Annotated in this window: 22 protein-coding genes, 1 pseudogene and 1 riboswitch; of the genes and pseudogenes, 15 read left to right on the top strand and 8 right to left on the bottom strand. The window is 38.9% G+C overall.

The window, feature by feature from the left end; genetic code table 11:
• A pseudogene (locus tag H4J57_RS17925) lies at window positions 1-385 on the bottom strand (transposase); the annotation flags it as partial.
• A gap of 148 nt (window positions 386-533) precedes the next feature.
• On the opposite strand from H4J57_RS17925, the gene H4J57_RS17920 reads away from it, so the two are divergent.
• From H4J57_RS17920 to H4J57_RS17855, 14 genes are all read left to right on the top strand, one after another.
• Window positions 534-767, top strand: a complete 234-nt coding sequence (locus tag H4J57_RS17920) for a hypothetical protein (protein ID WP_182243800.1) — start codon at window positions 534-536, stop codon at window positions 765-767.
• 313 nt (window positions 768-1,080) lie between these two features.
• Window positions 1,081-2,313, top strand: coding sequence for a serine hydrolase (locus H4J57_RS17915; RefSeq protein WP_182243799.1), 1,233 nt, complete (start codon window positions 1,081-1,083; stop codon window positions 2,311-2,313).
• Between the two features lie 493 nt (window positions 2,314-2,806).
• Window positions 2,807-3,460 carry a helix-turn-helix domain-containing protein gene (locus H4J57_RS17910; RefSeq protein WP_182217420.1) on the top strand — a complete coding sequence of 218 codons (654 nt, stop codon included), beginning with the start codon at window positions 2,807-2,809 and terminating at the stop codon, window positions 3,458-3,460.
• 475 nt (window positions 3,461-3,935) lie between these two features.
• A complete protein-coding gene (locus H4J57_RS17905; RefSeq protein WP_182243798.1) occupies window positions 3,936-4,727 on the top strand; it encodes a DUF3450 domain-containing protein in 792 nt (263 codons plus the stop codon).
• A gap of 10 nt (window positions 4,728-4,737) precedes the next feature.
• Window positions 4,738-6,132, top strand: coding sequence for a MotA/TolQ/ExbB proton channel family protein (locus H4J57_RS17900; RefSeq protein ID WP_182243797.1), 1,395 nt, complete (start codon window positions 4,738-4,740; stop codon window positions 6,130-6,132).
• A gap of 3 nt (window positions 6,133-6,135) precedes the next feature.
• On the top strand, window positions 6,136-6,666 hold the full coding sequence (locus H4J57_RS17895; RefSeq protein WP_182222807.1) for a MotA/TolQ/ExbB proton channel family protein: 531 nt from the start codon (window positions 6,136-6,138) through the stop codon (window positions 6,664-6,666).
• A 27-nt stretch (window positions 6,667-6,693) separates the two neighbouring features.
• Window positions 6,694-7,107: a biopolymer transporter ExbD gene (locus tag H4J57_RS17890; RefSeq protein WP_070376341.1), complete on the top strand. Its 414-nt coding sequence runs from the start codon at window positions 6,694-6,696 to the stop codon at window positions 7,105-7,107.
• Between the two features lie 15 nt (window positions 7,108-7,122).
• The gene (locus H4J57_RS17885) at window positions 7,123-7,740 is read left to right on the top strand and encodes an energy transducer TonB (RefSeq protein ID WP_182243796.1); all 618 of its coding nucleotides are present in this window, start codon (window positions 7,123-7,125) and stop codon (window positions 7,738-7,740) included.
• Window positions 7,741-7,750: 10 nt separating this feature from the next.
• Entirely contained in the window at window positions 7,751-9,088 is a 1,338-nt protein-coding gene (locus H4J57_RS17880; protein ID WP_182243795.1) for a lipopolysaccharide assembly protein LapB, read from the top strand.
• A gap of 233 nt (window positions 9,089-9,321) precedes the next feature.
• Window positions 9,322-10,857, top strand: a complete 1,536-nt coding sequence (locus tag H4J57_RS17875; RefSeq protein WP_182222805.1) for a Re/Si-specific NAD(P)(+) transhydrogenase subunit alpha — start codon at window positions 9,322-9,324, stop codon at window positions 10,855-10,857.
• An 11-nt stretch (window positions 10,858-10,868) separates the two neighbouring features.
• Window positions 10,869-12,272, top strand: a complete 1,404-nt coding sequence (pntB, locus tag H4J57_RS17870) for a Re/Si-specific NAD(P)(+) transhydrogenase subunit beta (protein ID WP_182243794.1) — start codon at window positions 10,869-10,871, stop codon at window positions 12,270-12,272.
• A 153-nt stretch (window positions 12,273-12,425) separates the two neighbouring features.
• Window positions 12,426-13,829, top strand: a complete 1,404-nt coding sequence (locus H4J57_RS17865) for a sodium:alanine symporter family protein (protein ID WP_220465352.1) — start codon at window positions 12,426-12,428, stop codon at window positions 13,827-13,829.
• A gap of 78 nt (window positions 13,830-13,907) precedes the next feature.
• Window positions 13,908-15,227 carry a DEAD/DEAH box helicase gene (locus tag H4J57_RS17860; RefSeq protein ID WP_182217431.1) on the top strand — a complete coding sequence of 440 codons (1,320 nt, stop codon included), beginning with the start codon at window positions 13,908-13,910 and terminating at the stop codon, window positions 15,225-15,227.
• A gap of 20 nt (window positions 15,228-15,247) precedes the next feature.
• Window positions 15,248-15,901, top strand: coding sequence for a hypothetical protein (locus H4J57_RS17855; protein WP_070376346.1), 654 nt, complete (start codon window positions 15,248-15,250; stop codon window positions 15,899-15,901).
• 15 nt (window positions 15,902-15,916) lie between these two features.
• Here H4J57_RS17855 and H4J57_RS17850 read toward each other — a convergent pair whose 3' ends face one another.
• Entirely contained in the window at window positions 15,917-16,807 is an 891-nt protein-coding gene (locus H4J57_RS17850) for a GGDEF domain-containing protein (protein ID WP_182243793.1), read from the bottom strand.
• Between the two features lie 250 nt (window positions 16,808-17,057).
• Between H4J57_RS17850 and H4J57_RS17845 the strand changes: the two genes are divergently transcribed.
• Window positions 17,058-19,025 carry a monovalent cation:proton antiporter family protein gene (locus tag H4J57_RS17845; protein WP_182243792.1) on the top strand — a complete coding sequence of 656 codons (1,968 nt, stop codon included), beginning with the start codon at window positions 17,058-17,060 and terminating at the stop codon, window positions 19,023-19,025.
• 244 nt (window positions 19,026-19,269) lie between these two features.
• Here H4J57_RS17845 and H4J57_RS17840 read toward each other — a convergent pair whose 3' ends face one another.
• The 6 genes from H4J57_RS17840 to H4J57_RS17815 all read right to left on the bottom strand — a co-directional run bounded on the left by H4J57_RS17840 (window position 19,270) and on the right by H4J57_RS17815 (window position 25,789).
• A complete protein-coding gene (locus H4J57_RS17840; RefSeq protein WP_182243791.1) occupies window positions 19,270-20,424 on the bottom strand; it encodes a patatin-like phospholipase family protein in 1,155 nt (384 codons plus the stop codon).
• 198 nt (window positions 20,425-20,622) lie between these two features.
• Complete coding sequence (locus H4J57_RS17835) at window positions 20,623-20,982, bottom strand: DUF3718 domain-containing protein (protein WP_070376350.1); 360 nt, start codon at window positions 20,980-20,982, stop codon at window positions 20,623-20,625.
• Window positions 20,983-21,045: 63 nt separating this feature from the next.
• A riboswitch (cyclic di-GMP riboswitch) is annotated at window positions 21,046-21,145 on the bottom strand.
• A gap of 249 nt (window positions 21,146-21,394) precedes the next feature.
• Window positions 21,395-22,051 (bottom strand): 3-oxoacid CoA-transferase subunit B, encoded by a 657-nt coding sequence (locus H4J57_RS17830; RefSeq protein WP_182217441.1) that lies wholly within the window; start codon window positions 22,049-22,051, stop codon window positions 21,395-21,397.
• A gap of 20 nt (window positions 22,052-22,071) precedes the next feature.
• Complete coding sequence (locus H4J57_RS17825; RefSeq protein WP_182217443.1) at window positions 22,072-22,779, bottom strand: CoA transferase subunit A; 708 nt, start codon at window positions 22,777-22,779, stop codon at window positions 22,072-22,074.
• A gap of 68 nt (window positions 22,780-22,847) precedes the next feature.
• Window positions 22,848-23,765, bottom strand: coding sequence for a hydroxymethylglutaryl-CoA lyase (locus H4J57_RS17820; protein WP_182243790.1), 918 nt, complete (start codon window positions 23,763-23,765; stop codon window positions 22,848-22,850).
• Window positions 23,765-25,789, bottom strand: coding sequence for an acetyl/propionyl/methylcrotonyl-CoA carboxylase subunit alpha (locus H4J57_RS17815; RefSeq protein ID WP_182243801.1), 2,025 nt, complete (start codon window positions 25,787-25,789; stop codon window positions 23,765-23,767). Before H4J57_RS17815 ends, H4J57_RS17820 begins: the two co-directional genes overlap by 1 nt.
• Window positions 25,790-25,806 lie beyond the last annotated feature (17 nt).

The raw sequence follows: 25,806 nt of genomic DNA, 5'->3' as shown, positions 1-25,806 counted from the left end.
CTGTTTCTTCAACCATTTCCATTTCGAATGGAGTTAATGTAGCTAATGATTGCTCCTGTTGATATTGACGGGTCAACAGGGTGCCTTTAAACAACTTATGCCAACAGGACAGTACCTCTAGCGTCGTCCAGTTGTTAGCTTTTTCACTATCAACATGAAGGACTAAATGTAAGTGATTATTCATGACAGCGTGAGCACAAATATCAATAGCAAACACCTGAGATAATTTAAACATACGTTGTTCAATCCAATGGCGCCTGTGCTCATAACTGACACCGGTTTCTTTATCAACACCACATAAAAAGGCTTTGCGAACGGTTTGACTGCAAATATGATAATACGGCGTATCAGATAAACTAATTTGTTGTGAACGAGGCTTGGGCATGACAATCACCACACTTATAAGAGGGTAAATTAAGTGTAGTTTATTGTTGAAAAAATAAACAAGTTATTATGGGTGGCTTGATTGCAGTATTAAAACATATTTTAGATTACATGGTCATAAACGTGTAATTACTATTAATGTTAAATCTATGATTTTTAATGAGTTGGGTGATTCTTTAAAAGTCATCGAGCTTAAATTTTCAGAGATTACCGAAGTGTACTTTGCCGAAGGTAGGCAAGGGATACCTAACAATTTGATTATCAAGTATGGTTACGATGGTCACGCCTACATTGCTAAAGATTATTTAAAACATCAATATTTTGAAGCTATTTTTTCAGCTTTTAAAAAAGTCCTAAAAATAAATGAGATAAGTGTAAAATAAAATATAGCCAGCTGCTTAAACGGAAACAAGCAGGTGGCTATGCTCGTACTTCGGTATTATAGACAGCCATTTTTAGCCGCTTAGCAAAATGTTATATGCAGGTTTAAGCCTAAGTAATATGACGAAGTCTATGTTTATTACCTGATGATTATCGTATTGATAATTAATTTTTTATTGTTTTACTTGGTTGTTCTCGGCTTGAGGCTCGCGGGGAAACTAGTCGGATGAATGAGTTGAAAAAAACCTTCATTCAGAGTAGCTAAAATGGAATTGTTTTTCCAATACATAATATTATTTAATAAAGGAACTATCATTGAAATATAAAACTAAAACCACCGACTTTCTCTTTTCTTCGCTTGTTTCACTCACTGTATTAATATTTACAAGTGCAGTTTATGCGAGCAGCGAAGCCATTGAGGTCATTGAGAATAATTTAAAAAGTAATATAAAGACTAATAGCGAAACCGAATCGAGTGATTCAATCGTAAATCTTATGAAGCAGTTAAATGTACCTGGTCTTAGTATTGCGGTAATTCATAAAGGAAAAATTGATTGGTCAAAAGGTTACGGTATTGCTACTGGTACAAGAAAAGTAGACTCTACTACGTTATTTCAAGCGGGGTCAATTAGTAAACCAGTTGCAGCCATTGCTGCGCTAAAATTGGTTGAAAAAGGAGAGTTAGATCTTGATGTTGATGTTAATCAATATCTAAAAGGTTGGCAAGTTAAGGGGGACTTATTAACTAAAGAGAATCCCGTTACCTTACGTCACCTCCTTACCCACACTGGCGGTATTAGTGTTCACGGCTTTCCCGGATATGCAACAGGTAGTGAAATACCAAGTACAACTGATGTGCTAAGTGGTAAAGGAAATTCCGATAAAGTTGAAGTTAATGAAGCGCCGGGAAGTAAATGGCGGTATTCAGGTGGTGGCTATACTATAATGCAAAAAATAGTAGAAGATGTCACAGGAATGCCATTTTCCGAATATGCTGACAATCAAATTCTTAAACCTATGGGCATGTTCAATAGTACCTTTCAACATGTGTTACCCAAAAAATTAAAACAACATACCAGTGCAGCTTATGACTCTAATGGTGAAATGTATCCAGCAATATACAATGACTACCCAGAGAAGGCCGCAGCGGGATTATGGACTACCCCGTCAGATCTAGCGATTTATGCTATTCATATGCAAGCAATAATGGCAGGAAAGAATGACGGAATAGTAAATAAATCGACAGTAACAGCTATGTTCAGTAAGCATCAAGGAAATTGGGGGCTAGGGCCGGCGATGAGTGAAGTTAACAATCAACTTGTTTTTTCTCATTCTGGAAAAAACCTTGGTTTTACTAATGAATTTAAAGCCTTCGTGAATAGAGGCGAAGGGATGGTAGTAATGAGTAATGGTGATAATGCGCGGCAAATTAATCAAAAAATTATGAGCGCTATCTCCAAATATTATAAAATGGGCTTTCACTCACGAAAGAGCATAGAACCGTTAACTTTATTTATGAACAATCTCAAGGGCTTTATAGGAGAGTAAAACTGATAACTGATGGCTTCATTGTGGAGGTCAAGATTATTGATGGGCTGCTTAAAGTTAAAGCAAAACATGAAGCGCTGTTTTCACACTTAATACCTTCCAATAAGATTACATTTATTAATGTTGAATCTGAAATGAACTCGTTTGTATTCCATCGGGATCAAGCTGATAATGTCAGTAGTTTATTGGTAGCAGGAAGGTTTAGACTTCATAAAATTAAATAACGAGCTTTCCTCTATCGTGTTTAATACCGAGATGGCTGCATATAATGTTGCTTAAAAGAAAATAACAGTTGGCCATCGCTTGGCAATTATAGCCAAGCCTTTTTATCGGCTAAACAGAGCGTTATGTCAGATGCACCCCGTAATATTTCGATTATTACTAATTATCAGTTAGATAGTGAAGTAGGCGGGGTATTGGCGGTGAAGTGGCGTAACAGAAATTGATAATATTAGGGTAGTTTCATTCCTCTATTTAACTGAGGTTATGAATTATGGATATGAAAGTAAAATCATCACTTATTAGAAAATACAGAACGGAAAGACTCTGGTCGCAAGAGCATTTATCAAAAGTAAGTGGGCTTGGCTTAAGGACTATTCAAAGGTTGGAGTCTCGCGGAAGTTGTTCATCCGAAACAATCATGTCACTAGCATCTGTTTTTGAAGTAGATGCCGCTACTCTTGTCTGGCGTGATGGGTGTTACCAAGCATATAAGCACAAGCAATGGGGAATTGTTACATTCACCGCTATATTTATTTTAGCGGCTGCAATACTAGGAATAAATGATGGGTATAAATTTTTACCATCGGAAGCTCTAGGGATTATTTTCGGTGTGCTAACTATAGTTGCTATTATATTTAGCTCTATGACAATTGAAGTTAATGAAAGTGAAGTCAGTTGGTATTTTGGTCCGGGAGTATTTAAAAAACAAATAGCACTGGAAGAGATTGCGAACTGCAATAATGTGAAAAATCCAATATGGATGGGATTCGGTATACACTCATTTGGAACTGGTTGGATTTATAATGTTTCGGGGCTTTTAGGTATAGAAATTGAACTAAAAGGAGGTTCATTTATTAGGTTAGGAACGAATCAGCCAAACTATCTTATTCAAGCTATTGTCGATGCTAAAGATAATGTAGAGTAATTTTTAAAGTAACAATTACTTAGTATCAAGGTTGAAGTACGACAAAATTGCGATGCAAAACCTGAATCGAATCAACATTAAAACTACAAGAGTTAATGGCCCCAGTTGAGGTAATAATAACCGTACGCTTGCCTACTTAACCGTCTTTTGCTTACGCAAGGTTGTCGTTTAAATGACAAGTACCAACGCCAGCTATTATCTTGAAGTAGTCATTAAATTAAGCATCGTGTGCAATGATAAAATTCTGATTTATTGACACGATTTTAATTTTAATGAATCCTCCACAATCCCCCAGATAAATTATTAATATCAATCTTAATTTCCACAGTAAGAAAAATGTCACAACCTTGTCATTTAATAAATCGGCAATATTCCTGAAACTTAATTGTCATATTTAGCCATTAATATTATCGACATTAATTTTAGGGGTAATCAAATAAGATCTGATTAGCTCAAACAAAGGCAAAAGGTTTTTATGACTCTTTCGAAAATTGCACAAGCTTGTTTATTAATGAGCTTAAGCACAACTAGCTTAATTAGCGATGCAACACCCACACTAGCGGATAATGATAAGCAGCTCAGCCAAGTCGTTGATGCTGGTAAAGAAATCAACCAATCGGCCAGTCAGTCTCAACAGCGCGTTAATACTATTAACGAGCAAATACAAACGAAGTCACAACAGTTTAAAACCATTAACAAGGAGATTGATGGCTTAACTGTTTATAACCAGCAAATGAAAACCCAAGTGGCGAACCAATTGAAAGAGCTTGACCAAATAGCCGTGTCAATGGAACAAGTGAGTATTATAGAACGACAAGTTTCACCGTTAATGGCGCGTATGATTGAAACCTTAGCAAACTTTATTACCTTGGATGTGCAATTTTTAACAACCGAGCGTAATAAACGTATTGCTGATTTACACAGTATGATGGAACGCGCTGATGTTGCTATTTCTGAAAAGTTTCGCCGAGTACTCGCCGCTTATCAAATTGAAGTTGATTATGGGCGAACAATAGAGGCGTATTCTGGCTTAATTGATATTGACGGTAGTGAGCAAAATGTTGATTTCCTCAGAATTGGCCGCGTAAGTCTAGTGTATCAAACACGTGATGGTCAAAAGTTAGGTTTGTGGGATAACGCTTCTAAATCATGGCAGCCTCTTTCAGCGCAATATCGTTTAGATATTAATAAAGGTTTACGCATTGCTCGTAAACAACTTGCCCCCGATTTAATTATTGTCCCCGTAACGCAAAACTCGGCCGAATAAGGAATAACCCATGAAAAAATTACTTCTATTAATATCGGCAATAACTTTGTCAGCTGTTTCAGTATTCAGTGGCAATGCCATCGCGCAACAAGCAACGAGTTTAGATGACTTACTGTCACAATTAGCGCAAGGAAAAATTGCACAAAGTAAGCAAAATCAAGATAGAGAAGCAGAGTTCAATGCGAAAAAAAGCCAACAAACCCAATTATTAAACCAAGCAAGACAGCAGCGAGATCAAGCGATTAACTTAAGTACACAACTTGAAAAAAACTTTCAAGATAACGATGTAACCTTAGGTAATAATACCGATGCGCTCAATAAGCGTATGGGTGAATTAAAAGAATTGTTTGGTGTATTACAACAAGTCGCTGGTGATACGCGCAGTAAATTTCAAACTTCTGTTATTTCGGCACAAATTCCTGGTCGAGGTCAGTTTCTTGATGAGTTTGCGCAAAGTATGGGCTCCTCATCAAAATTAGCCTCGATTGAAGAAATTGAACGTTTGTGGTTTGAATTACAACGTGAAATGACACAAAGTGGAAAAGTACATAAATTTAGCCGAGAAATTGTGTTAGCAAACGGTGAGAAAAGCCAAGCAGATGTGGTGCGTGTTGGTGGTTTTAATCTAGTTTCACAAGGAAAGTATCTTGAATATATTGATGAAACAGCTTCTGTTGCACAATTAATGAGACAACCATCGAGTCGTTATTTATCAAGTGCTAATGCACTCACTTCAAGCACTAATCAAGTCGTTCCTTTTGCTTTAGACCCAACAGGTGGTTCAATCCTAGGATTATTAGTACAAGCACCTGACTTACAAGAACGCGTTGAACAAGGTGGTGCGGTTGGTTATGTAATTTTAGCGATTGGTCTCATTGGTTTACTGATTGCGATTGAACGTTTTATCACACTCTTTTTCATTGGCAGTAAAGTCAATCGTCAATTAAAGAGCGATCAAGCATCAAATGACAATCCACTGGGTCGGGTTATGTTAGTCCAAGATAAAAATCCCCTTGATAACGTTGAAACCTTAGAGTTAAAGCTCTCTGAAAGTATTTTAAAAGAAGTCCCTGTATTAACAACTCGGCTCACTTTCATCAAAATCATTTCAGTAGTTGCGCCTTTAATTGGTTTGTTAGGCACAGTTACAGGGATGATCAATACCTTTCAAGCGATTACCTTATTTGGCACAGGTGACCCTAAACTAATGGCAGGTGGTATTTCTCAAGCATTAGTAACAACGGTACTGGGCTTAGTTGTTGCTATTCCCATGGTCTTTATTTCTACACTGCTCAACACCCGAAGTCGCGGTATTATTAATATTTTACAACAACAAAGTGCAGGGATTTTAGCCGAACGCTCAGAAAACTCTGAAAAACCGCTGACATCAAAGCAAGGAGCATAAACTATGATCCTCTTCATCGAAATGATGAATCGTATCCAAGAATTTTTGGATACGGGGGGGCTAGTGTTAAGCGTTATCGCCGCGGTTATTTGTTTAATGTGGTTACTTATTTTTGAACGATTGTTTTTTTACTTGCACAGTTATAAAACGGTGAAAGAAAACATTATTAAAAGTTGGTTTAAACGCCCAGAACGCAATTCGTGGAATGCCCAGCATATAAGAATTGCTCATATATCAAGAGCCACTGAAATGCTTAAAACTAACGTTACCTTAATTCAATGTTTAGTTGTCTTGTGTCCACTGCTTGGTTTGATGGGCACGGTAACCGGTATGATTGAAGTGTTTGACGTTATGGCAATTTCGGGCAGTGGTAATGCACGGTCAATGGCTTCAGGCGTTTCGCGCGCGACTATTCCAACAATGGCTGGCATGGTCGGCTCTTTGTCTGGTGTATTTATGGTGACATGGTTACAGCGTAAAACGAAACGTAGAACTGAGCAAATGGAAGACAGTCTTCCGATGGCTCACCAATAATTAGCAGTTTAATTAAGGAGTAACGCTATGCGTTCTCAACTATCAAATATTTTACAAGAACAAGAAGAAGCCGAAGAAATTAACATGACGCCTATGTTAGACGTGGTCTTCATTTTATTGATATTTTTTATTGTTACCGCCTCGTTTGTTAAAGAAGCGGGTATTGAAGTGAATCGACCAGAAGCGGCTACTGCCGTTAAAAAGGAACGAGCCAATATCTTAGTTGCAATTAGTGATAAAGGCGATATTTGGATCAATAAGCGTCGTATTGATATTCGAGCTGTACAAGCCAATATTGAGCGCTTAAAGGCAGAAAACCCTCAGGGTACTGTTGTTATTCAAGCCGATAAAGCATCGACAACTGATACGTTAATTAAAGTGATGGATGCTGCTCGTTCAGCGGGTGTTTTTGATGTTTCAATTGCTGCTCAAGAGGGCTAAGTCATGGCAACAGTGATGAACACTCCTGCCCGTTACAGCATAGGTTTATTACTTGCTGTGATGATGACTTTCTTTCTTTTATGGGGGATGCAAGCGCTTATTTCTGGTGGTAATAATGCCTTAACTGAAGCGCCTCGCGGTAATGTTCTCGATTTTATTAGATTGAAAAAAGAGCAGCAACTTACAAAAAAAGAACGTAAACCGCAAAAACCACCAGCACCTAAAGCACCTCCACCGCAAATGCAGCAACCACAAATGCAGCAAGCTAATCCCAATGCATTAAGCACTGCTAGCGGGTTTGGTGCTGATATTCAAACCGATTTAAGTTTAGCTGGGGGATTAAGTTTAAGTGGCGGTGATGGCGATTATTTGCCGATAGTGAAAGTCTCACCTATTTACCCACGTCGTGCTCAATCTCGGGGCATTGAAGGGTATGTTATTGTTGAATTTATTGTCACTAAAAATGGTTCAGTGCGAGACGCTATAGTTGTTGAAGCTAAACCTGAAGGGATTTTTGATCAAGCGGCAATGGCGGCAGCATTAAAATTTAAGTACAAACCACGGGTAGTTGATGGTGTCGCTATGGAAGTTGCTGGCGTGCAGAATAAAATTTCTTTCCAAATAGAAGGTTAAGGAGTCGGGGATGACTAAAATGACAACATTAAAAAGAAAAGCGCTATCTTGCCTTTCAATCGCGTTTCTCTTTAGCGCTCCGGTAATACTTAACCAAAATATTGGTGGCAGTATTGCAAATGCGCAATCATCAGCACAGTTGGGTAAAGAAACAACCTCAGTGAAAGTACCCGCGATGCGTAACCGTGTTTATACGCAATTGGCAAGAGCACAAAAACTTGCTGATGAGGGTAACGGTTTAGAGGGCTTTGATGTACTTGATGAAGTGCAAGACCGCATTGATAGTTTAAACAGTTACGAACGTGCGATGTTATGGAATTTTTATGGCTTTATGTATTACGGTAATGACGATGTCGCTTCAGCCATTGATAGCTTTGAAAAAGTTATCGATGAAAAGGCGATCCCTGAAACATTAAGGCTGTCGACACTTTACTCTTTAGCGCAATTATCAATGCAAATGCAAAACTTTCCACAATCTTTAAAGTTTTTAGTTTTGTGGCAAGCAACTAACGACAAAGCCATTACCGATACTCAACAAGTCTTATTTGCCCAAGTTCATTATCAAAATAAACAATATCAGCAGTCTCTGCACTATGTTTCACAGGCTATTAAACAAAGCATCGCGGCCAATGAAATTCCTAAAGAAAATTGGTTGATTTTACAACGTGCAAATTACTTTGAATTAAAGCAGCCAATTGAAGTAACCGCTGTGATAGAAAATCTGGTTCGCTATTACAATAAACCTAAATATTGGTTACAGCTTTCAGCAATGTATGGTGAAATTGGCCAAGAAGATAAGCAGCTTGCGGTGATGGAAAGCGCTTGGCAAGCGGGCTATGTGACTCAGTCAACTGACATTATCACCTTAGTACAGCTGTATCGCTTTCATAACGTGCCAATTAAAGCGGCAAACTTACTCGCTGAAGCAATAGACAGTGGCCAAGTTATCGCCCAGGAAAAATATTTAGAGATGCTGGCTAATGCATACATAGCGGCAAAAGATGATGAAAAATCAATTCCGGTATTAATTAAAGCAGCAGAAATTTCTGAAACAGGTAAGTTTGATGCTGCTTTAGCACAAGCTTATTTAAACTTAGAAAAATGGCAACTTGCTATTAATTCAGCTAATGAAGCACTAAGTCGTGGTTACTTAGCTTCAGAAGTTAGCCTAGGTAATATGTATTTAGCCAAAGGTATGGCGGAATTTAATCTGCAAAAATTTGGCGACTCTTTATCTGCCTTTGAACAAGCCAAAAAAATTAAAAGTTCGGCTAAAACAGCGAAACAATGGTTTCAGTATGTTGAAAAAGAGCAAGTTGCTAAGCAAAATTTGGCGATGTTAAATTAATTATTCCGTAGTTTTACCTTATTCTCCTTTGCGAACATCCCCTTGACGGATAAAAAGTTAGTTCAGGGGGAGCTGGCTATATTTATTATGAAAATAGCCGTTATTATTTTTAGGTGTATGAAATTCATTCAATTGATGGTAAAACATTAATTATAAAACCCATAAGAAAAGTAATATGTTGCAGCTTTATCTTAATTTACGTTGAAGTTGCGACCTTTTAAAAAAGGTGGCTTATGAATATTGGAATACCTAAAGAAACACTAACAGGGGAAAACCGAGTAGCAGCATCGCCAAGCTCGGTAGTTGCTCTACTTAAGCTTGGCTTTAGTGTCCAAGTACAAAAAGGAGCTGGCACAAAAGCCAGTTTTACTGATGAAGAGTTTGCCGACGCAGAAGCTTCATTAGTCACTAAAAAAATATGCTGGCAGTCAGATATTATTTTTAAAGTAAATGCGCCTTCACTTGATGAAGTTGCACAAATGAAAGATGGCGCACATTTAGTCAGTTTTATTGCACCAGCGCAAAGTCCAGAGTTACTCGAAGCCTTACGCGAAAAATCAATTACGACCTTTGCCATGGAAATGGTGCCACGTATGACTCGCTCTCAGTCAATGGATGCACTAAGTTCAATGGCAAATATTGCCGGCTATCGCGCTGTTATTGAAGCAACCCATCTTTTTGGACGCTTCTTAACAGGACAAATTACAGCTGCGGGTAAAATGCCTCCTGCAAAAGTAATGATCATTGGTGCGGGGGTTGCAGGTCTTGCTGCTATTGGTACCGCTGGAAGTTTAGGCGCTGTGGTTCGCGCTTTTGATACGCGCCCCGAAGTAAAGGAACAAATTGAAAGTATGGGCGCAGAGTTTCTTGAGCTTGACTACGAAGAACCCGAAGATACGGGATCAGGCGATGGTTATGCAAAAGAAATGAGTAAAGCATTCATTGATGCTGAAATGGCACTCTTTGCAGAACAAGCCAAAGATGTTGATATTATTATTACCACAGCGATGATCCCAGGCAAACCAGCGCCTAAGTTAATTACAGAAGCCATGGTTCATTCAATGAAACCCGGTTCAATTATTGTTGATTTAGCGGCCGCGGGTGGTGGTAATTGTGCATTAACCGTTCCGGGTAAAGTTTCTAATGTTGGTGGTGTTAAAATTATTGGTTACACAGATTTAGTTTCTCGTTTACCCAATCAAGCATCACAGCTCTATTCAAATAATTTGGTTAATTTAACTAAATTAGTGTGTCCAAATAAAGACGGTACCATTACGGTTGATTTTGAAGATCAAGTGGTTCGAAATATGACCGTCGTTAATCATGATGAAATTACCTTTCCGCCACCACCAATTCAAGTCAGTGCGGCACCCACTAAACCTGCTCCAGTAAAAATTAAAGCAGTCGATGTGAAAGAAGAACCCGCATCACAAACTAAAAAGCATCTGTTTATGGCAATAGGCGCGTTATTGTTTGCTTGGGTGGCCAGTGTTGCTCCCGCGGATTTTCTCTCTCATTTCACTGTTTTTGTGCTTTCTTGTGTTATTGGTTACAACGTGGTGTGGAATGTCAGTCATTCGCTGCATACGCCTTTAATGAGTGTTACTAATGCCATTTCGGGCATTATTATTGTTGGCGCTTTGTTACAAATAGGGCAAGACAATATATTGATACAAATACTTGCGGGGATTGCGGTGCTCATTGCCACAATAAATATTGTTGGTGGCTTTGTAGTGACCAAACGTATGTTAAAAATGTTTAGAAGATAAGGGGCGCATTGATGGAATTTTCTCAAGGGTTAATTAGCGCAGCTTATATTGTTGCTGCATTATTATTTATTTTTAGTCTTTCAGGGTTAAGTAAGCAAGAAACGGCTGAAACAGGTAATTGGTATGGCATCACGGGTATGGCCGTTGCTTTAATCGCAACCATTGCCGACCCACGTGTCGATAATGTTTTAGTGATATTTATTACCATGTCAGTTGGCGCTTTTATTGGTTTACATTTAGCCAAAAAAGTTGAAATGACGCAGATGCCAGAGCTGGTCGCTATTTTACATAGTTTTGTTGGCCTAGCGGCGGTACTTGTTGGCTTTAACAGTTATTTTGAAATGGACCACTCTTTAGCGTTTAACCTAACCGACACCCAACAAATGGAGACCAACATTCATTTAGTTGAAGTATTCTTAGGTGTTTTTATTGGCGCGGTAACCTTTACCGGTTCAATTGTCGCTTTTGCTAAATTACGCGGTGTTATTAGCTCTTCAGCATTGATGTTGCCACATCGCCATAAGTTAAATTTAGTAGCAGGTATTGTTACTTTAGTTTTACTTATTAGCTTTGTTCAAAGTGATGGCGCTATTAATCCACTATACATGATGACCTTTATTGCACTTGTCTTTGGTTGGCATTTAGTTGCTTCAATTGGCGGTGCTGATATGCCTGTTGTTGTCTCTATGCTCAATTCATATTCTGGATGGGCAGCCGCAGCCGCAGGTTTTATGCTTAACAACGATTTGTTAATTGTAACCGGCGCTTTGGTGGGGTCATCAGGGGCAATACTGTCATACATTATGTGCAAGGCGATGAATCGTTCTTTTATTAGTGTTATTGCTGGAGGTTTTGGTACGGATGTTGTTATTGATAACGATACTGATTATGGCGATCACATTGAAATAAATGCCGAGGCTGTTGCTGATCTGTTGCGCGGAGCTAAATCCGTTATTATTACGCCAGGTTATGGTATGGCTGTAGCGCAAGCTCAATATCCTGTTTATGAAATGACTCAAGCGTTAAAGGTGAAAGGGATCGATGTGCGTTTTGCTATTCATCCGGTTGCAGGGCGCTTGCCTGGACATATGAATGTTTTATTAGCAGAAGCAAAAGTTCCATATGATATTGTTTTTAGTATGGATGAAATTAACGATGACTTCCCTACAACCGATGTTGTTTTGGTGATTGGGGCAAATGACACGGTAAATCCTGCAGCTGCAGAAGATCCAACCAGCCCTATTGCCGGTATGCCAGTGCTAGAAGTATGGAATGCCAAACAAGTCATTGTCTTTAAACGTTCAATGAGTACCGGTTATGCTGGGGTTCAAAACCCATTATTCTTTAAAGAAAATACTCAGATGTTATTTGGTGATGCTAAAGACTCTGTTGAAAAAATATTTAAAGCGCTGTAATTAACTTTACATTGAGTAATAAAAACCAGTGATCGTTCACTGGTTTTTTTTGTTTAGTACTATTTTTTTTCTTAACACTAATAGGGTCTAACGCTGATAGTACTTTGTTTGTTATGATAATTAGTAATAATCTAAAAAGGTGAGAAAGATATTTTGATAGAACAATGGATAGGTACGATCAATGGTTATTTATGGGGCAGTGTCCTTATCTATTTACTGACCGGTTGTGGTATTTGGTTTACTTGGCGATTAAAGTGCCTGCAAATAACCCACTTTACTCACATGTTTACGTTACTTAAATTAAGTCGAAAAACAGACAGTCAGGGCATTTCTTCTTTTCAAGCACTATGTACTTCGCTTGCCGCCCGTGTCGGCACCGGAAATTTAATGGGGGTAGCTGTCGCTATTACCTTAGGTGGCGCTGGTGCTGTTTTTTGGATGTGGCTTATTGCTCTTGTTGGTATGGCAACTGCCTTTGCTGAAAGTGCATTAGGCCAACTCTATAAAGAAAAAGACGCCAACGGAAACTTTCGTGGTGGTCCTGCTTACTACATGAGCAAAGGCTTAAAAAGTAGAAAACTTGCGGTGACTTTTTCGCTGTGTTTATTTTTCGGATATGGTTTTGTTTTTAGCTCAGTGCAAGCCCATTCAATTACTAGTGCTTTTGATGGCTCTTTTGGTATTAACCCGTTATTTACCGGCATTGTCATTACTATAGCAACTGCCTTTATTGTTTTTGGTGGTTTGAAAAACATCGCTCGTTTTGCAGAAATAACGGTACCTTTTATGGGGCTTGCCTATTTATTAGTCTGTCTAGCGGTTATCTTTTTAAATATTGAAAAAATCCCTGCCATTATTAGCGATATATTTGCTTCTGCTTTTGGTTTAAAAGAAGCGGGCAGCGGCTTAGTTGGTGCTGCAATTGTCCAAGGCATAAAACGTGGACTCTATTCTAATGAAGCGGGGATGGGGAGCTCACCCAATGCCGCTGCCGCCGCAGTACCTTATCCTCCTCATCCTGTTTCACAAGGTTATATACAAATGCTTGCTGTGTTTTTTGACACTATTGTTATTTGTTCTTGTACCGCTTTTCTTATTTTATTATTCAAAGAAACAGGTAGCGATGCACAAGGGATACAATTAACTCAGCAAGCGTTAGCTTATCAAGTGGGCGCATGGGGGAGCGATTTTATTACTATCGCTATATTACTGTTTGGTTTCACCTCAATTGTTGCCAACTTTGCTTATGCTGAAAATAATTTGAAGTATTTAAATATGGATAATCCACTTGGACATTGGTTTTTACGTTGTGGATTTTTGGCGATGTTGATTTTTGGTTCAGTAGCGAGTTTACCTCAAGTTATTGCTTTAGCTGATTTATCTACAGGGCTTATGACGGTTGTTAATGTCACGGCTTTATTACTCTTGTCTAAAGTTGTGGTGAGTATTACTCAAGACTATCATCAGCAACATAACCAAGGAAAATTGCCGAGCTATAAGCCAAGTGAAAGCGAGCATAATCGTTTTAATTTGACGAAAGGGATCTGGCAAAAATAGTCTGATGAATAATGTTTAAACTATGCTAGAATGCGCGCCTTAATTTTGGGTTTCGTTTTTTTTGATAAGTGGTGATATATGAGTGTTGATGCAATAGGGTTGTCGGCTGAACTATTAAAGGCAGTTAAAGCCTGTGGTTATAAAACGTTGACGCCTGTTCAGCAGCAAGCTATACCGCTTATTCGGTCTGGGGTTGATCTACTGGCAAGTGCGCAAACAGGTACTGGTAAAACAGCCGCTTTTAGTTTACCTATACTAGAAGCTTTAGCTAAAATTCCGAGTGATAATAATTCATCGAAAACCATTCGCGCACTTATTTTAACGCCAACACGTGAGCTTACTCAACAAGTTGCCCGTAATATCGAAAGCTATAGTGAATTTTTACCATTAAGCTGCGGTGCTGTTTATGGTGGTGTAAATATGCCACCACAAACTAGAATGTTAAAGCAAGGTGTTGATGTACTTGTTGCTACACCTGGGCGTCTACTTGAGCATGTAGTGGCGAGAAATGTAGATTTATCACAAGTTAAATTTCTTGTTTTAGATGAAGCTGACCGTATGCTAGATATGGGCTTTTTAAATGACATTCAGCAATTAATCAGTGTTATTAAGCAAAAACATCAAACATTGATGTTTTCAGCAACATTTTCAAATAAAGTGAAAACGTTAGCTAAACAAGTCTTGCATACGCCAAAAACCTTAGAAGTTTCACGCCAAAATTCAACATCAGGCAAGGTTAAACAATCAGTTTATTGGGTATCAGAAACACGTAAATGTGAATTATTATCAGAATTGATTGGTATTAATAATTGGCAGCAAGTACTTGTTTTTGCAGGTACCAAAGAAAGTGCAAATATACTCGCTAAAGAACTTAAGCTTGACGGAATTAAGTCGGCGTTGTGTCATGGTGATAAAACACAAGGCGCAAGAAACAAAGCCCTTGAACAATTTACGGAAGGAAAAGTTCGCGTGCTTGTTGCTACCGATGTTGCAGCTCGAGGATTAGATATTCCTGATTTACCTTACGTTGTTAACTTTCACTTGCCTTATCTTGCTGAAGATTATGTGCACCGTATTGGCCGTACAGGCCGAGCAGGAAAGTCTGGTACGGCAATTTCACTAGTTAGCCCTAAAGATGAACAGTTTTTAGAAAATATCGAAGCATTAATTGGTCGAACTTTTGAACGAACAATTGTCCCTGGATATGAGCTAGAACGTGCTTTACCAGCACAATATGCTGAAAAAGAAGATAAACCTCTAAAGAAAAGCCGTTACAAAGCGACACAAGAGAAAAACCAATTAATAGCCCGTAAAAAGGCAGACAGTACGCCTGCGGCTAAACGACGTGCAAAAGTGGCCAAAAAAGCCAAACCAGCGCCTACAGGCAAACGTAGATAATTTATTGTTGAACAGTACTTATGGCACACACCTTAGTTGATATACCCTTTGAACAACGCCATCAGTGCTGGTTTTGTGGCGAGCCATCTGAATTAACATTTGGCTTTCCGCATCAATATTTTCTAGTTTTTGATTGCTCACATCCACCATTATCTGTACCTAGTTGTCGTGAATGTACTTCTTTAGCGAGAAAGGCAAAGCAGCATTCTATTTGGGCTGTTGCAAATAATGTTAAGCACTTTTTAGCACAAACCTATCAAAAAGATTTAGCGATAGGTATCAATTGGACCAAAGAAGAGCTTGCCGATAGTGAGTTTGAAAGCGGAAATTTTGTTGGCTTTCAAAAAAGTGCTTGGATGATGTATGAGATAGCCAAACAACGCTTAAATTATCAAGGCTGGTTATTGTCGCTTGAGGGCGTCGAACTCGATGTTGATTATATTGGCACCGAGTTTACTTTTGATGGGGTAACTTACCCAAGTGTTGATCTTGCTATTGAGCACTTTATAGAAACCTATGACTTGTCGGCTGAAAACTTTAAGAAAGCACTATCAATTGTTGGCATTGACAAATTTGGCAAAGCGGTAAGGTTTTGCCGCCTGCTTATTGGCAGAACGCCAGAGCAACAAAAATTAGCGCTTCGCTATTTTGCAGAAGACGAAAAGTTAAGCTAAGTTAACCTCACTAGACTAAACTAAACTTAGCTTACGGTCTTTAAATATTTTTCTTTGATATAGCGCTTTGTCGGCGCGTTTAAAAAAACTTGATTGCGTATCCATTCTGTCCATAAAAGTATGTCCTAAACTACAACTGACTTGATATTTTGATAATAAAGGATCACGAGTCATTGCGCTGTATATCCGCTGTTCAATAACGAGTAGAGAATCTAGCGTGGCATTTTCAACAATGATTGAAAACTCATCACCACCAAATCGAAATAAACTATCAGAATCTCGGACACTTTCTTTAAGCGCCAAAGAAAACTGAATCAAGACATCATCACCTAAATTGTGGCCATGACTATCGTTAATTAATTTAAACTTATCAAGGTCACAGACGATTAAACCGACTTTACTATTTTGGCGGTTTGCATGGTGCATAGCACGCTTTAACTGCTCATCAAAACATCGACGGTTATTTAAAGAGGTTAATCCATCTTGCATCGCTAACAGCAAAGCTTCCTGATACTTTAAAGCATTATTTAATGGGTGAATTAAATACTGATGTAACTCGTTAAGTATCTTATAATTAGTAATGCTTATCGGTGAATTAATGGCGTAGGTCAAAATACCAACAAACTTTTGGTTTAGTTTTAACTCAAAACTACGTTCGTTTTTACCTTGTCTACTCCCTCTAATCGAAGCGGTAATATCACCTTTTTTAAAATATAGACCTGAAAAATCGACATACTTAGCTGCTTCCATTGCAAAAATATTGAGTAAACGATCAAGCTCTAGCGATGTTTGGAGTTGTTCCATTAACGCTAATTTTCTATTAGATTTTTCATGATCAGGGCTATCAAACACTTTAAAAGCGTTATATTGAAAAGTCTGATTATCTATTAAATTTAATGTCTGCATATCATCACCTGATTATTTTATCAGATATGATTAAGCAATTTTTATACCTAAATTTATTTTAAAGTGGTTATTTTTATAGTATTGATATTAAATGAATTTATATTAATAAAATCTTTGACGAATTTTTGACAATTCATTAATGGCAAGGAGTTGCCGCTGTCAAACTACCGATAATTGCTTTAGACTCAGTAGTGCTAACTCTATTTTTATAAATTTAATACCGATGCGAATGATATAATAAGGATTTTTTGTGACAGGTCATTTTGAACTCTTAGCTATTCTATCAAGTGCTGTACTTATTGTTTGGTTATTTCGCCGTTTACACTTACCGGCAATTTTAGCCTACTTAGTGGCAGGTATGCTGGTTGGTGATCATGGTTTATCTTTGGTTCAAGACCAAGTGGATTACGATCACTTTGCTGAGTTAGGTATTGTCTTTTTACTTTTTACCCTAGGCTTAGAATTTTCATTACCTAAATTAATTGCCATGCGCCATCTGGTCTTAGCGGTTGGTAGTCTTCAAGTAGGTATTTCGCTAGCTTTTTTTATGGGCATTGCTTTGTTGTTTGGTCAGACATTTGCTAGTGCTTTGATTATTGGTGGTATTATAGCGCTTTCTTCAACAGCCATCGTTATTCGGCAATTGAGTGAAACGGGCGCAATGAAAAGAAAGTCTGGGCAGCTCTCTGTTGCTATCTTACTTTTTCAGGATGTAGCCGTTGTTCCCTTATTAATTATCATCCCGATGTTTGCCCAAGAGTCTGATAGTTCAATGGTTGTTGAGCTACTGATTGCTCTAGTTAAAGGCGTCTTTGTCGTTACCTTGTTAATGTTTGCCGGAAAATGGTTGCTACCACGTTTATTTAATTTAGTGGCGCAAGTTAGAACCGATGAATTATTTGTTTTAACAACATTATTAGTTACTTTAGTCGCATCATCATTGACGCAATGGTTTGGCTTATCTATGGCTTTAGGGGCTTTTCTCGCAGGTATGATGTTAGGTGAAAGCCAGTACAAGTATCAGCTTGAAGCCGATATTCGGCCTTATCGTGATATCTTGCTAGGTTTATTTTTTGTAACGGTCGGTATGAAACTCGACATCGGCATCGTTTATTCCTCACCATTGGTTATTATCGGCGTTATGGTCAGCTTTATGGTGGTTAAGATACTCATTATCGCCTTCTTAGCAAAACGCGCAGGAGAAGCGGCTAAAGATGCTTGGGCTGCAGGTATTATGTTGGCACAGATGGGTGAATTTGGTTTTGTGCTTATCGCTTTAGCCAATCAGGTTAAATTGTTACCGGTTGAAACTGCTTCTATCTTGTTAGGCGCAGGTGTATTGAGTATGGCGATAACACCTTATATGATTAACAATGCTCGTCGTTGGTCGTTGATGTTGAGTAACGAAAAGCCCATAGATACCGATCATTTAGCTGAACTTCCCGAGCAAACAGAGTTAAGTGACCATGTCATTATTTGTGGTTTTGGTCGAATTGGCCAAACGGTGAGTCGCTTTTTAAAGCAAGAGTCGATTAAGTTTGTTGCTATCGATATTGACCCACTTAGGGCAACAAAAGCGCGTGAAGCAGGAGAAAATGTGCTTTTTGGCTCATCAAGACAAACTGAATTATTACAAGCAGCTCACTTGTCGAAAGCTAAGCTTGTTGTTATTGCTTTTGGTGAGGACAAACAATCACTTGAGGTTATTCAAAAAGTTAGATCATTATCACCCGATGTTCCTATCCTTGTCCGCACTCGAAATGACGATCAACTACAAGCATTGCAAGAAGCGGGTGCTAATCAAGTGGTACCAGAGAGTTTAGAGGGCAGCTTAATGCTGGTCTCTCAAGTGTTATCTTTAACCGGAGTGCCTTTCTCTCGTATTATTCGCCGAGTACAAAAAGAACGTAAAGACCACTACAGCCATTTGCATGGGTTTTTTCAGGGTGAGCATACTGACATGAGCCCTGAAGCTATGGATCGCATTGAATTCGCTAATGGGATTATATTAACGGAAAACTCTTATGCTAATGGGCATTCTATAGCGTCACTGAATTTATCGGCAAAACGGGTCACGGTGGTTGCGCTTCGCCGTAACAATATTGAATCAGAGCAACCCGATGAAGCCACTATTCTTCAAGCTCAGGATACCCTGATTGTACGCGGCAAGCCTCGACGAGTAGAACGAGCAGAGCGCTTTGTTCAAAAGGGGGTTTAGCTTTTCCTTTGACTGTCCGCAGTATTGTTAGGTCTAGATGAGTATAACGAGCAGTACATTTCATCCAAGAGAGGGGGGATTTTTCTCTTGATTGCCGCAGTGTTGTTAGCTCTAGATGAGTATAACGAGCAGGACATTTTATCCAAGAGAGGGGGGAACTTTTTTCTTGGTTGTCCGCAGTGTACTAAGCCAATAAACGCCTTGTTCAACAAGGCGTTTACTTTATTACTTTAGCAATGGATCGCTATTCAAGAGATAAAAATTTTCTAATCGCAGTCTCTTGCTCCATAGCATCTTCAAATCCCAGTTTAATTAACTGCCGACAATAATTTTTTTCAAATAATAAATAACTGACAATACTTGATTCAGAGTCATTAGAGATGCCGACGCTGCGTAATAATAAACGTATCGATAGTGGTAGGTCTGAAAAATACTCTACCGCCATGGCATTAAAGTCATGGCTGGGATTAAGGAGAAATGATGATATCGGTTTTAAACCATCTTTTTCTTTTCTAAGTTCTGGTGGAATAAGTTTTATTGTTTCATTAATTCGTTCTAGACGTTCAATATCGCTGTTTAATGTATCTGAGAAAATAGTATCAAGTAAGTGACCGGCAACAGTAGAGGTTGTCGGTGGATGAGGATTATTCACTTTACTATGAAGTGGTGCTTTAGGTTGATCAACACCAACAATAAACAAATTTTCGCCACCTAAGTGTATCGCAGGGCTTAACGGTGAAAGTTGATGTATAGACCCATCACCATAATGCTCTTGGCGAATTTTGATGGAAGGAAACACTAGGGGAATAGCGGCAGAAGCCATTAAGTGCTCACTATTAATTTGGCAAGGCTCACCACGACGTTTAGCGCGAAACCAAGGAGAAATAGACTCATCAGATTGATAAAAACTAATCGAATCGCCATTACTGTAACTTGATGCAGTAATAGAAACTGCAGATAAATAGCCACGTAAAATATTGGTATCGATACGTTTAAAGTCGACCACCATATTCAGTAAGTCACGAAGTGGCGCGTTGTTTAGTAAACTACGCGCACTTTTATTGGCATAATCTGCTTGGAAACTTGCCAGTATACCTTTCGCCAAATGTGAAAAAACCCGAATACCATCACTATGGTATATTCGACTGGTATTAATATTCTTCCAAACCCATTCTAATTTTTTTACCCCCAAATGAAAGCATGAAGAATAACAGGCTAGCGCTGTGGTATTTATAGCACCAGCAGAGGTGCCACATATAATGGGAAAGGGGATGCCATGATTTCTAGGGACAAATTTTGATATCGCAGAAAGCACACCTACTTGATAAGCCGCTCGAGCGCCACCGCCAGTAAGTACTAAAGCATTCTTACTGTCTTTATAACTTCTTTTATTCAACATGTATATCGCAGTCTTCTTCGTATAACTTAAGTGTAATCAGTTTTTTAACCTGGTGCTAGCTTAACGAGTCAAAAAATAGATTGAAATGACTAAGGCAAAAAAAAGCCTGCAGAAGCAGGCTTTTTAAAATGACATAGAATTATTATCTAGTAAAACAGTACACTTGATTGAACAAATAACATCTACTAAAAAATAAGTTTAGCTGCTAACGCGTTCGTTAGCTGCGTCTATCAATGGTTGCGATCCGGTTTGCAAAATAGCTAAGTTTTCAGAAACAACTTTCTTTGGTAACTTTGAAATCATCAAAGAACCTGTTTTAACTGAACCATTAGACGATGCAAACGCCAACAGATTCTGTCCATTACACTCAATACCATGAAAGATAGTGCGAATTTTTAATCTATTCGTTTTTAAGAACGAACGCATGCGTTTCTTGTCGTCTGCAGCTACATACTGGCAAACGCTTTGAGCGATGTCAGCAGCTTGTGCTTTCGGCGCCGATACAACAGACGTTAATGTTAAAATAGTGATGGTAGAAGCTAGTAATAATTTTTTCATTTTAGTAACCTTGTAATTAATTTAGTTAGTAAAGGAAAAAACCACGGGATGTACCTTGTATAACGAGGTGACTCCGCTGTCATAGAATTTATATATAAAACATAAATCCCTTAGACCGGTGGTTTTGCGTAACACGATTTCACGTGTTTTGCCTTTTCTTTGTCTCTTTTAGTATTGCGAATTGAGCCTATAAATGCAAGAAAAATGTGTAATACGCTAGTGACATGCGTAAAGAAATTTAATAAAAAAAACACTTTTATCAATTTTTTTTCAAATAGAACATGTGCTTAATCGAATGGTTGACTATCAAAACCGTTAAGTGAACTTTAATGTAATGTTAAAATATAGGGTAAAAAAAAAGAGCTGAAGCTCTTTTTTTATTTAATCGTATGATTAATATGCCGCTAGGTTATTAAAATTTCATTTCAGGGACATGCTCAGGAACAATTAATTCACCTTCAGTGAGTTTTATTATTTCCTCAATACTGACCCCTGGCGCTCGCTCTAATAAATGAAACTTGCCATCTTTAATTTCGATAAAGGCTAAATCAGTTAATACTCTTTTAATACAACCCTTACCTGTTAACGGTAAAGTGCAGTTAGATAAAAGTTTTGAAACACCATGTTTAGAAGCGTGAGTCATAGTAACAATAATATTGTCAGCACCCGCAACTAAATCCATAGCACCGCCCATACCTTTAATCAGCTTGCCTGGGATCATATATGAAGCAATGTTACCGTTTACATCGACCTCAAAGGCACCTAGTACGGTTAAGTCGACATGTCCGCCACGTATCATTGCGAATGACTCGGCACTATCAAAGATAGAGGCACCTTTTGCCATCGTGACCGTTTGTTTACCGGCATTAATTAAATCTGCATCAATTTCGTCTTCGGTGGGAAACTGTCCCATGCCAAGTAAACCATTTTCAGATTGAAGCATTACTTCTATTCCCGCAGGAATATAGTTAGCAACTAACGTTGGAATACCTATACCTAAGTTAACGTAATAACCGTCTTGTAATTCTTGTGCTACACGTTGTGCTAGCTGTTCTCTTGTTAAAGCCATTGTTTAGTCTCCGGAATTATTTATGACTGAGCAGTACGAACAGTTCGTTGTTCAATGCGTTTTTCAAATGTACCTAAAATCAATCGATTAACATAGATACCTGGTGTATGGATTTGGTCTGGGTCTAGCTCGCCAGGTTCAACTATCTCTTCAACTTCAACGACGGTAATTTTGCCTGCCGTTGCTGCCATAGGATTAAAGTTACGTGCTGTTTTTCTAAAAACTAAATTACCGTAACGGTCGGCTTTCCAGGCTTTAACAATGGCAAAGTCACCTTTAATTGCGGGCTCAAGGATATACATTCTACCGTCTATTTCACGCTCTTCTTTACCTTCTGCTACCGGTGTTCCATAACCTGTTGCCGTAAAAAAAGCGGGTATACCAGCACCACCAGCTCGCATTTTTTCAGCTAAAGTGCCTTGTGGTGTGAGTTCTACTTCTAATTCACCATTCATCATTTGACGTTCAAATTCAGCGTTTTCACCAACATATGATGCAACAATTTTTTTGATTTGACGGTCTTGCAGTAACACACCTAAACCGAAATCATCGACACCACAGTTATTTGAAACCATCGTTAATGCTTTAGTGCCTTTGCGCTTTATTTCACTAATTAGGTTTTCTGGGATACCACATAAACCAAAGCCACCCGAGATAACGGTCATGCCGTCTTCAAGTCCTGCCATCGCTTCTTCATAGCTTGCTACTACTTTGTCAAATCCGGCCATTATTTAATCCTCATTACATTTATTTCTATAGAGTATTTATCATACATCGTCATTTATTATTATATTTATTACTGTGCACGGTAGGCATTAGAAACTTTAGATGTCGGGGTTTTACCTAATTTATCACTGATAAACCAACCGGCATGGACTAACTTATCTAAATTAATACCGCTATTAATACCTAAACCATTGAGTAAATAAACCACATCTTCAGTGGCAACATTACCTGAAGCGCCCTTAGCATAAGGGCAACCACCCGATCCAGCAATGGCACTATCAATAACGGCAATACCATTTTGTAAAGCGGTGTAAATGTTAGTTAACGCCTGACCATAGGTATCATGAAAATGAACCGCTAGTTTAGCCTTAGGTACACGGGCACTAACCGCTTGTAACATCTTCTGTACATTAACAGGTGTGCCTACACCAACCGTATCGCCAAGCGATATTTCATAACAGCCCATTTGGTAAAGTTTTTCAGCCACTTCAGCCACTTTTTCTGGTGATACTTCACCCTCGTAAGGACAACCGACAACACAAGAAACATAGCCTCGTACCGGAATGTTTAATTTTTTGGCTGCAGCCATTATCGGTTCAAATCGCTCAAGGCTTTCAGCAATTGAACAGTTAATGTTTTTTTGACTAAACGCTTCAGAGGCCGCGCCAAAAATGGCAACTTCGCTGGCATTAACCGCTACAGCCGCTTCAAAACCTTTCATATTTGGCGTGAGGGCAGCGTAAGTGACCCCTTTTTTACGTGCTATTCCATTGAAAACATCAGTCGATGTTGCCATTTGAGGCACCCATTTCGGAGAAACAAAGCTGCCACTCTCAATGTAAGTGACTCCGGCATCACTGAGCAGATTAATTAAGGCAATTTTATCTTCGGCACTGATTTGTTGTTTTTCATTTTGTAGGCCATCACGCGGGCCAACCTCAACGATTTTTACTTTTTTAGGTAAGGTATTATTAGCAAGGGAGCTCATTATGACTCCTGTGGCGTAAAAGCAAGTAATTCACTGCCGCCATCAACCATGTCACCTTCTGCGTAGAATAAGGTATCAATGGTACCGTCTTCAGGCGCTCGAATGGTGTGCTCCATTTTCATCGCTTCCATGATCATTAAGGGTTGGTCCTTAGTCACACTATCGCCGGCTTTGACTAACACGCTGACCATAGTACCGTTCATCGGTGCTAATAGGCCGCCATGATTATCATCAGCATTGTTGTCACCACAATCAGGTTTAATATGAATAAAGTTAAAAACGCCATTTTGACGATATAAGCTAATTTGATCACCTGAACTGTCAATGTTGTGGGCGATAGTAGCTTGACTGCGATAGCCATCAATACTGACATGGAGTGTGTCACCGGCAATTCGACCTTGGCAATCAACGGTTCGTCCTGCAACTGAAATTAAATAGTAACTACGATTACCTTGACGTTTCTGTTCAACAGTCACTGGATATTCAATATCATTATGAGCAAGAACTACTCGGTGATTATGCGCTTCGTTAGAGCGCCACGCCGAGGTATTATTCCAAGGAGAAAAAGGATCTTTGGTCGTTGCTGCTTTTTGTTTCGCTTGTTCAGCCAGTGAAAGCACTAAATACAAAGCTGCCATCGGTAATTCGTCGGCTAACGCTTGTTTGTTATCATGAAATATTTCACTGTCGTATTTCTCGATAAAGCTGGTATCTATTTCTTCATTAATAAACGGTTTTGATGTCGCTAAGTTATAAAGAAAATCAATATTGGTGGTAACACCTTTAATACGATATTCCGACAAGGCTTTTGTTAAGCGTTGCAGTGCTTTTTCACGATTTTCATCCCAGACAATTAGCTTGGCTATCATAGGATCGTAAAATACACTCACCTCATCACCTTGACGAACACCGGTATCAACACGAACATGTGCGCTTTCTGCTGGCGGTTGTAAAAAATCTAGCGTGCCTGTTGCGGGTAAAAAATCATTATTTGGGTCTTCAGCGTAAATTCGCGCTTCAAAAGAGTGGCCATTAATGACTAACTGTTCTTGTGTTTTTGGTAAAACTTCACCAGCAGCAACTCTTAATTGCCATTCGACTAGATCTTGGCCACTGATCATTTCAGTCACCGGGTGCTCTACTTGTAAGCGAGTGTTCATTTCCATAAAGTAGAATGAACCGTCAACATCCAGTAAAAACTCTACCGTACCTGCGCCTTGATAACCAATAGCCTGGGCAGATTTTACCGCGGATTCGCCCATCGCTTTACGTAGCTTTTCACTCATTTTAAAGGCAGGCGCTTCCTCAATAACTTTTTGATGACGGCGTTGCACTGAACAATCACGTTCAAATAAGTAAACGGCATGTTGATGATTATCACAAAACACTTGAATTTCAACATGGCGAGGTTGTGTTAGATACTTTTCAACCAGCATTCTATCATCACCAAAGGATGACATTGCTTCACGTTTAGCTGCAGCAAAACCTTCACTAAATTCAGCTTCGCTCCACACTTGTCGCATGCCTTTACCACCACCACCGGCAGTAGCTTTTAATAATACTGGATAGCCCATATCGTCAGCCGCTTTTTTAATGATGGCTTCGGATTGATCATCACCATGATAACCAGGGACTAAGGGGACATTGGCTTTTTCCATAATGTTTTTAGCGGCAGACTTTGACCCCATCGCTTCAATGGCCGCAACGGGTGGACCAATAAAAACGATGTTTTCATCGCTACATCGACGACAAAAGTCAGCATTTTCTGAGAGAAAACCATAACCTGGGTGAATGGCTTGAGCGCCAGTACGTTTTGCCGCTTCAATCACTTTCTCTGATAATAAATAGCTTTCGCGAGAGGGCGATGGACCAAGGAAAATGGCTTCATCAGCCATGTTGACATGAAGTGAGTCAGCATCAGCATCTGAATATACGGCAACGGTTAAAATACCCATTTTACGAGCGGTTTTAATTACGCGACAGGCGATTTCACCACGGTTGGCAATAAGAATTTTAGTAAACATTTTAGCTGTTTTAGTTG

Source organism: Colwellia sp. BRX8-7, from assembly GCF_014077275.1.
Taxonomy (GTDB): Bacteria; Pseudomonadota; Gammaproteobacteria; order Enterobacterales; family Alteromonadaceae; genus Colwellia_A.
Note: the sequence above shows the minus strand (reverse complement) of the source record. Positions and strands in the feature narration are given on the sequence as shown.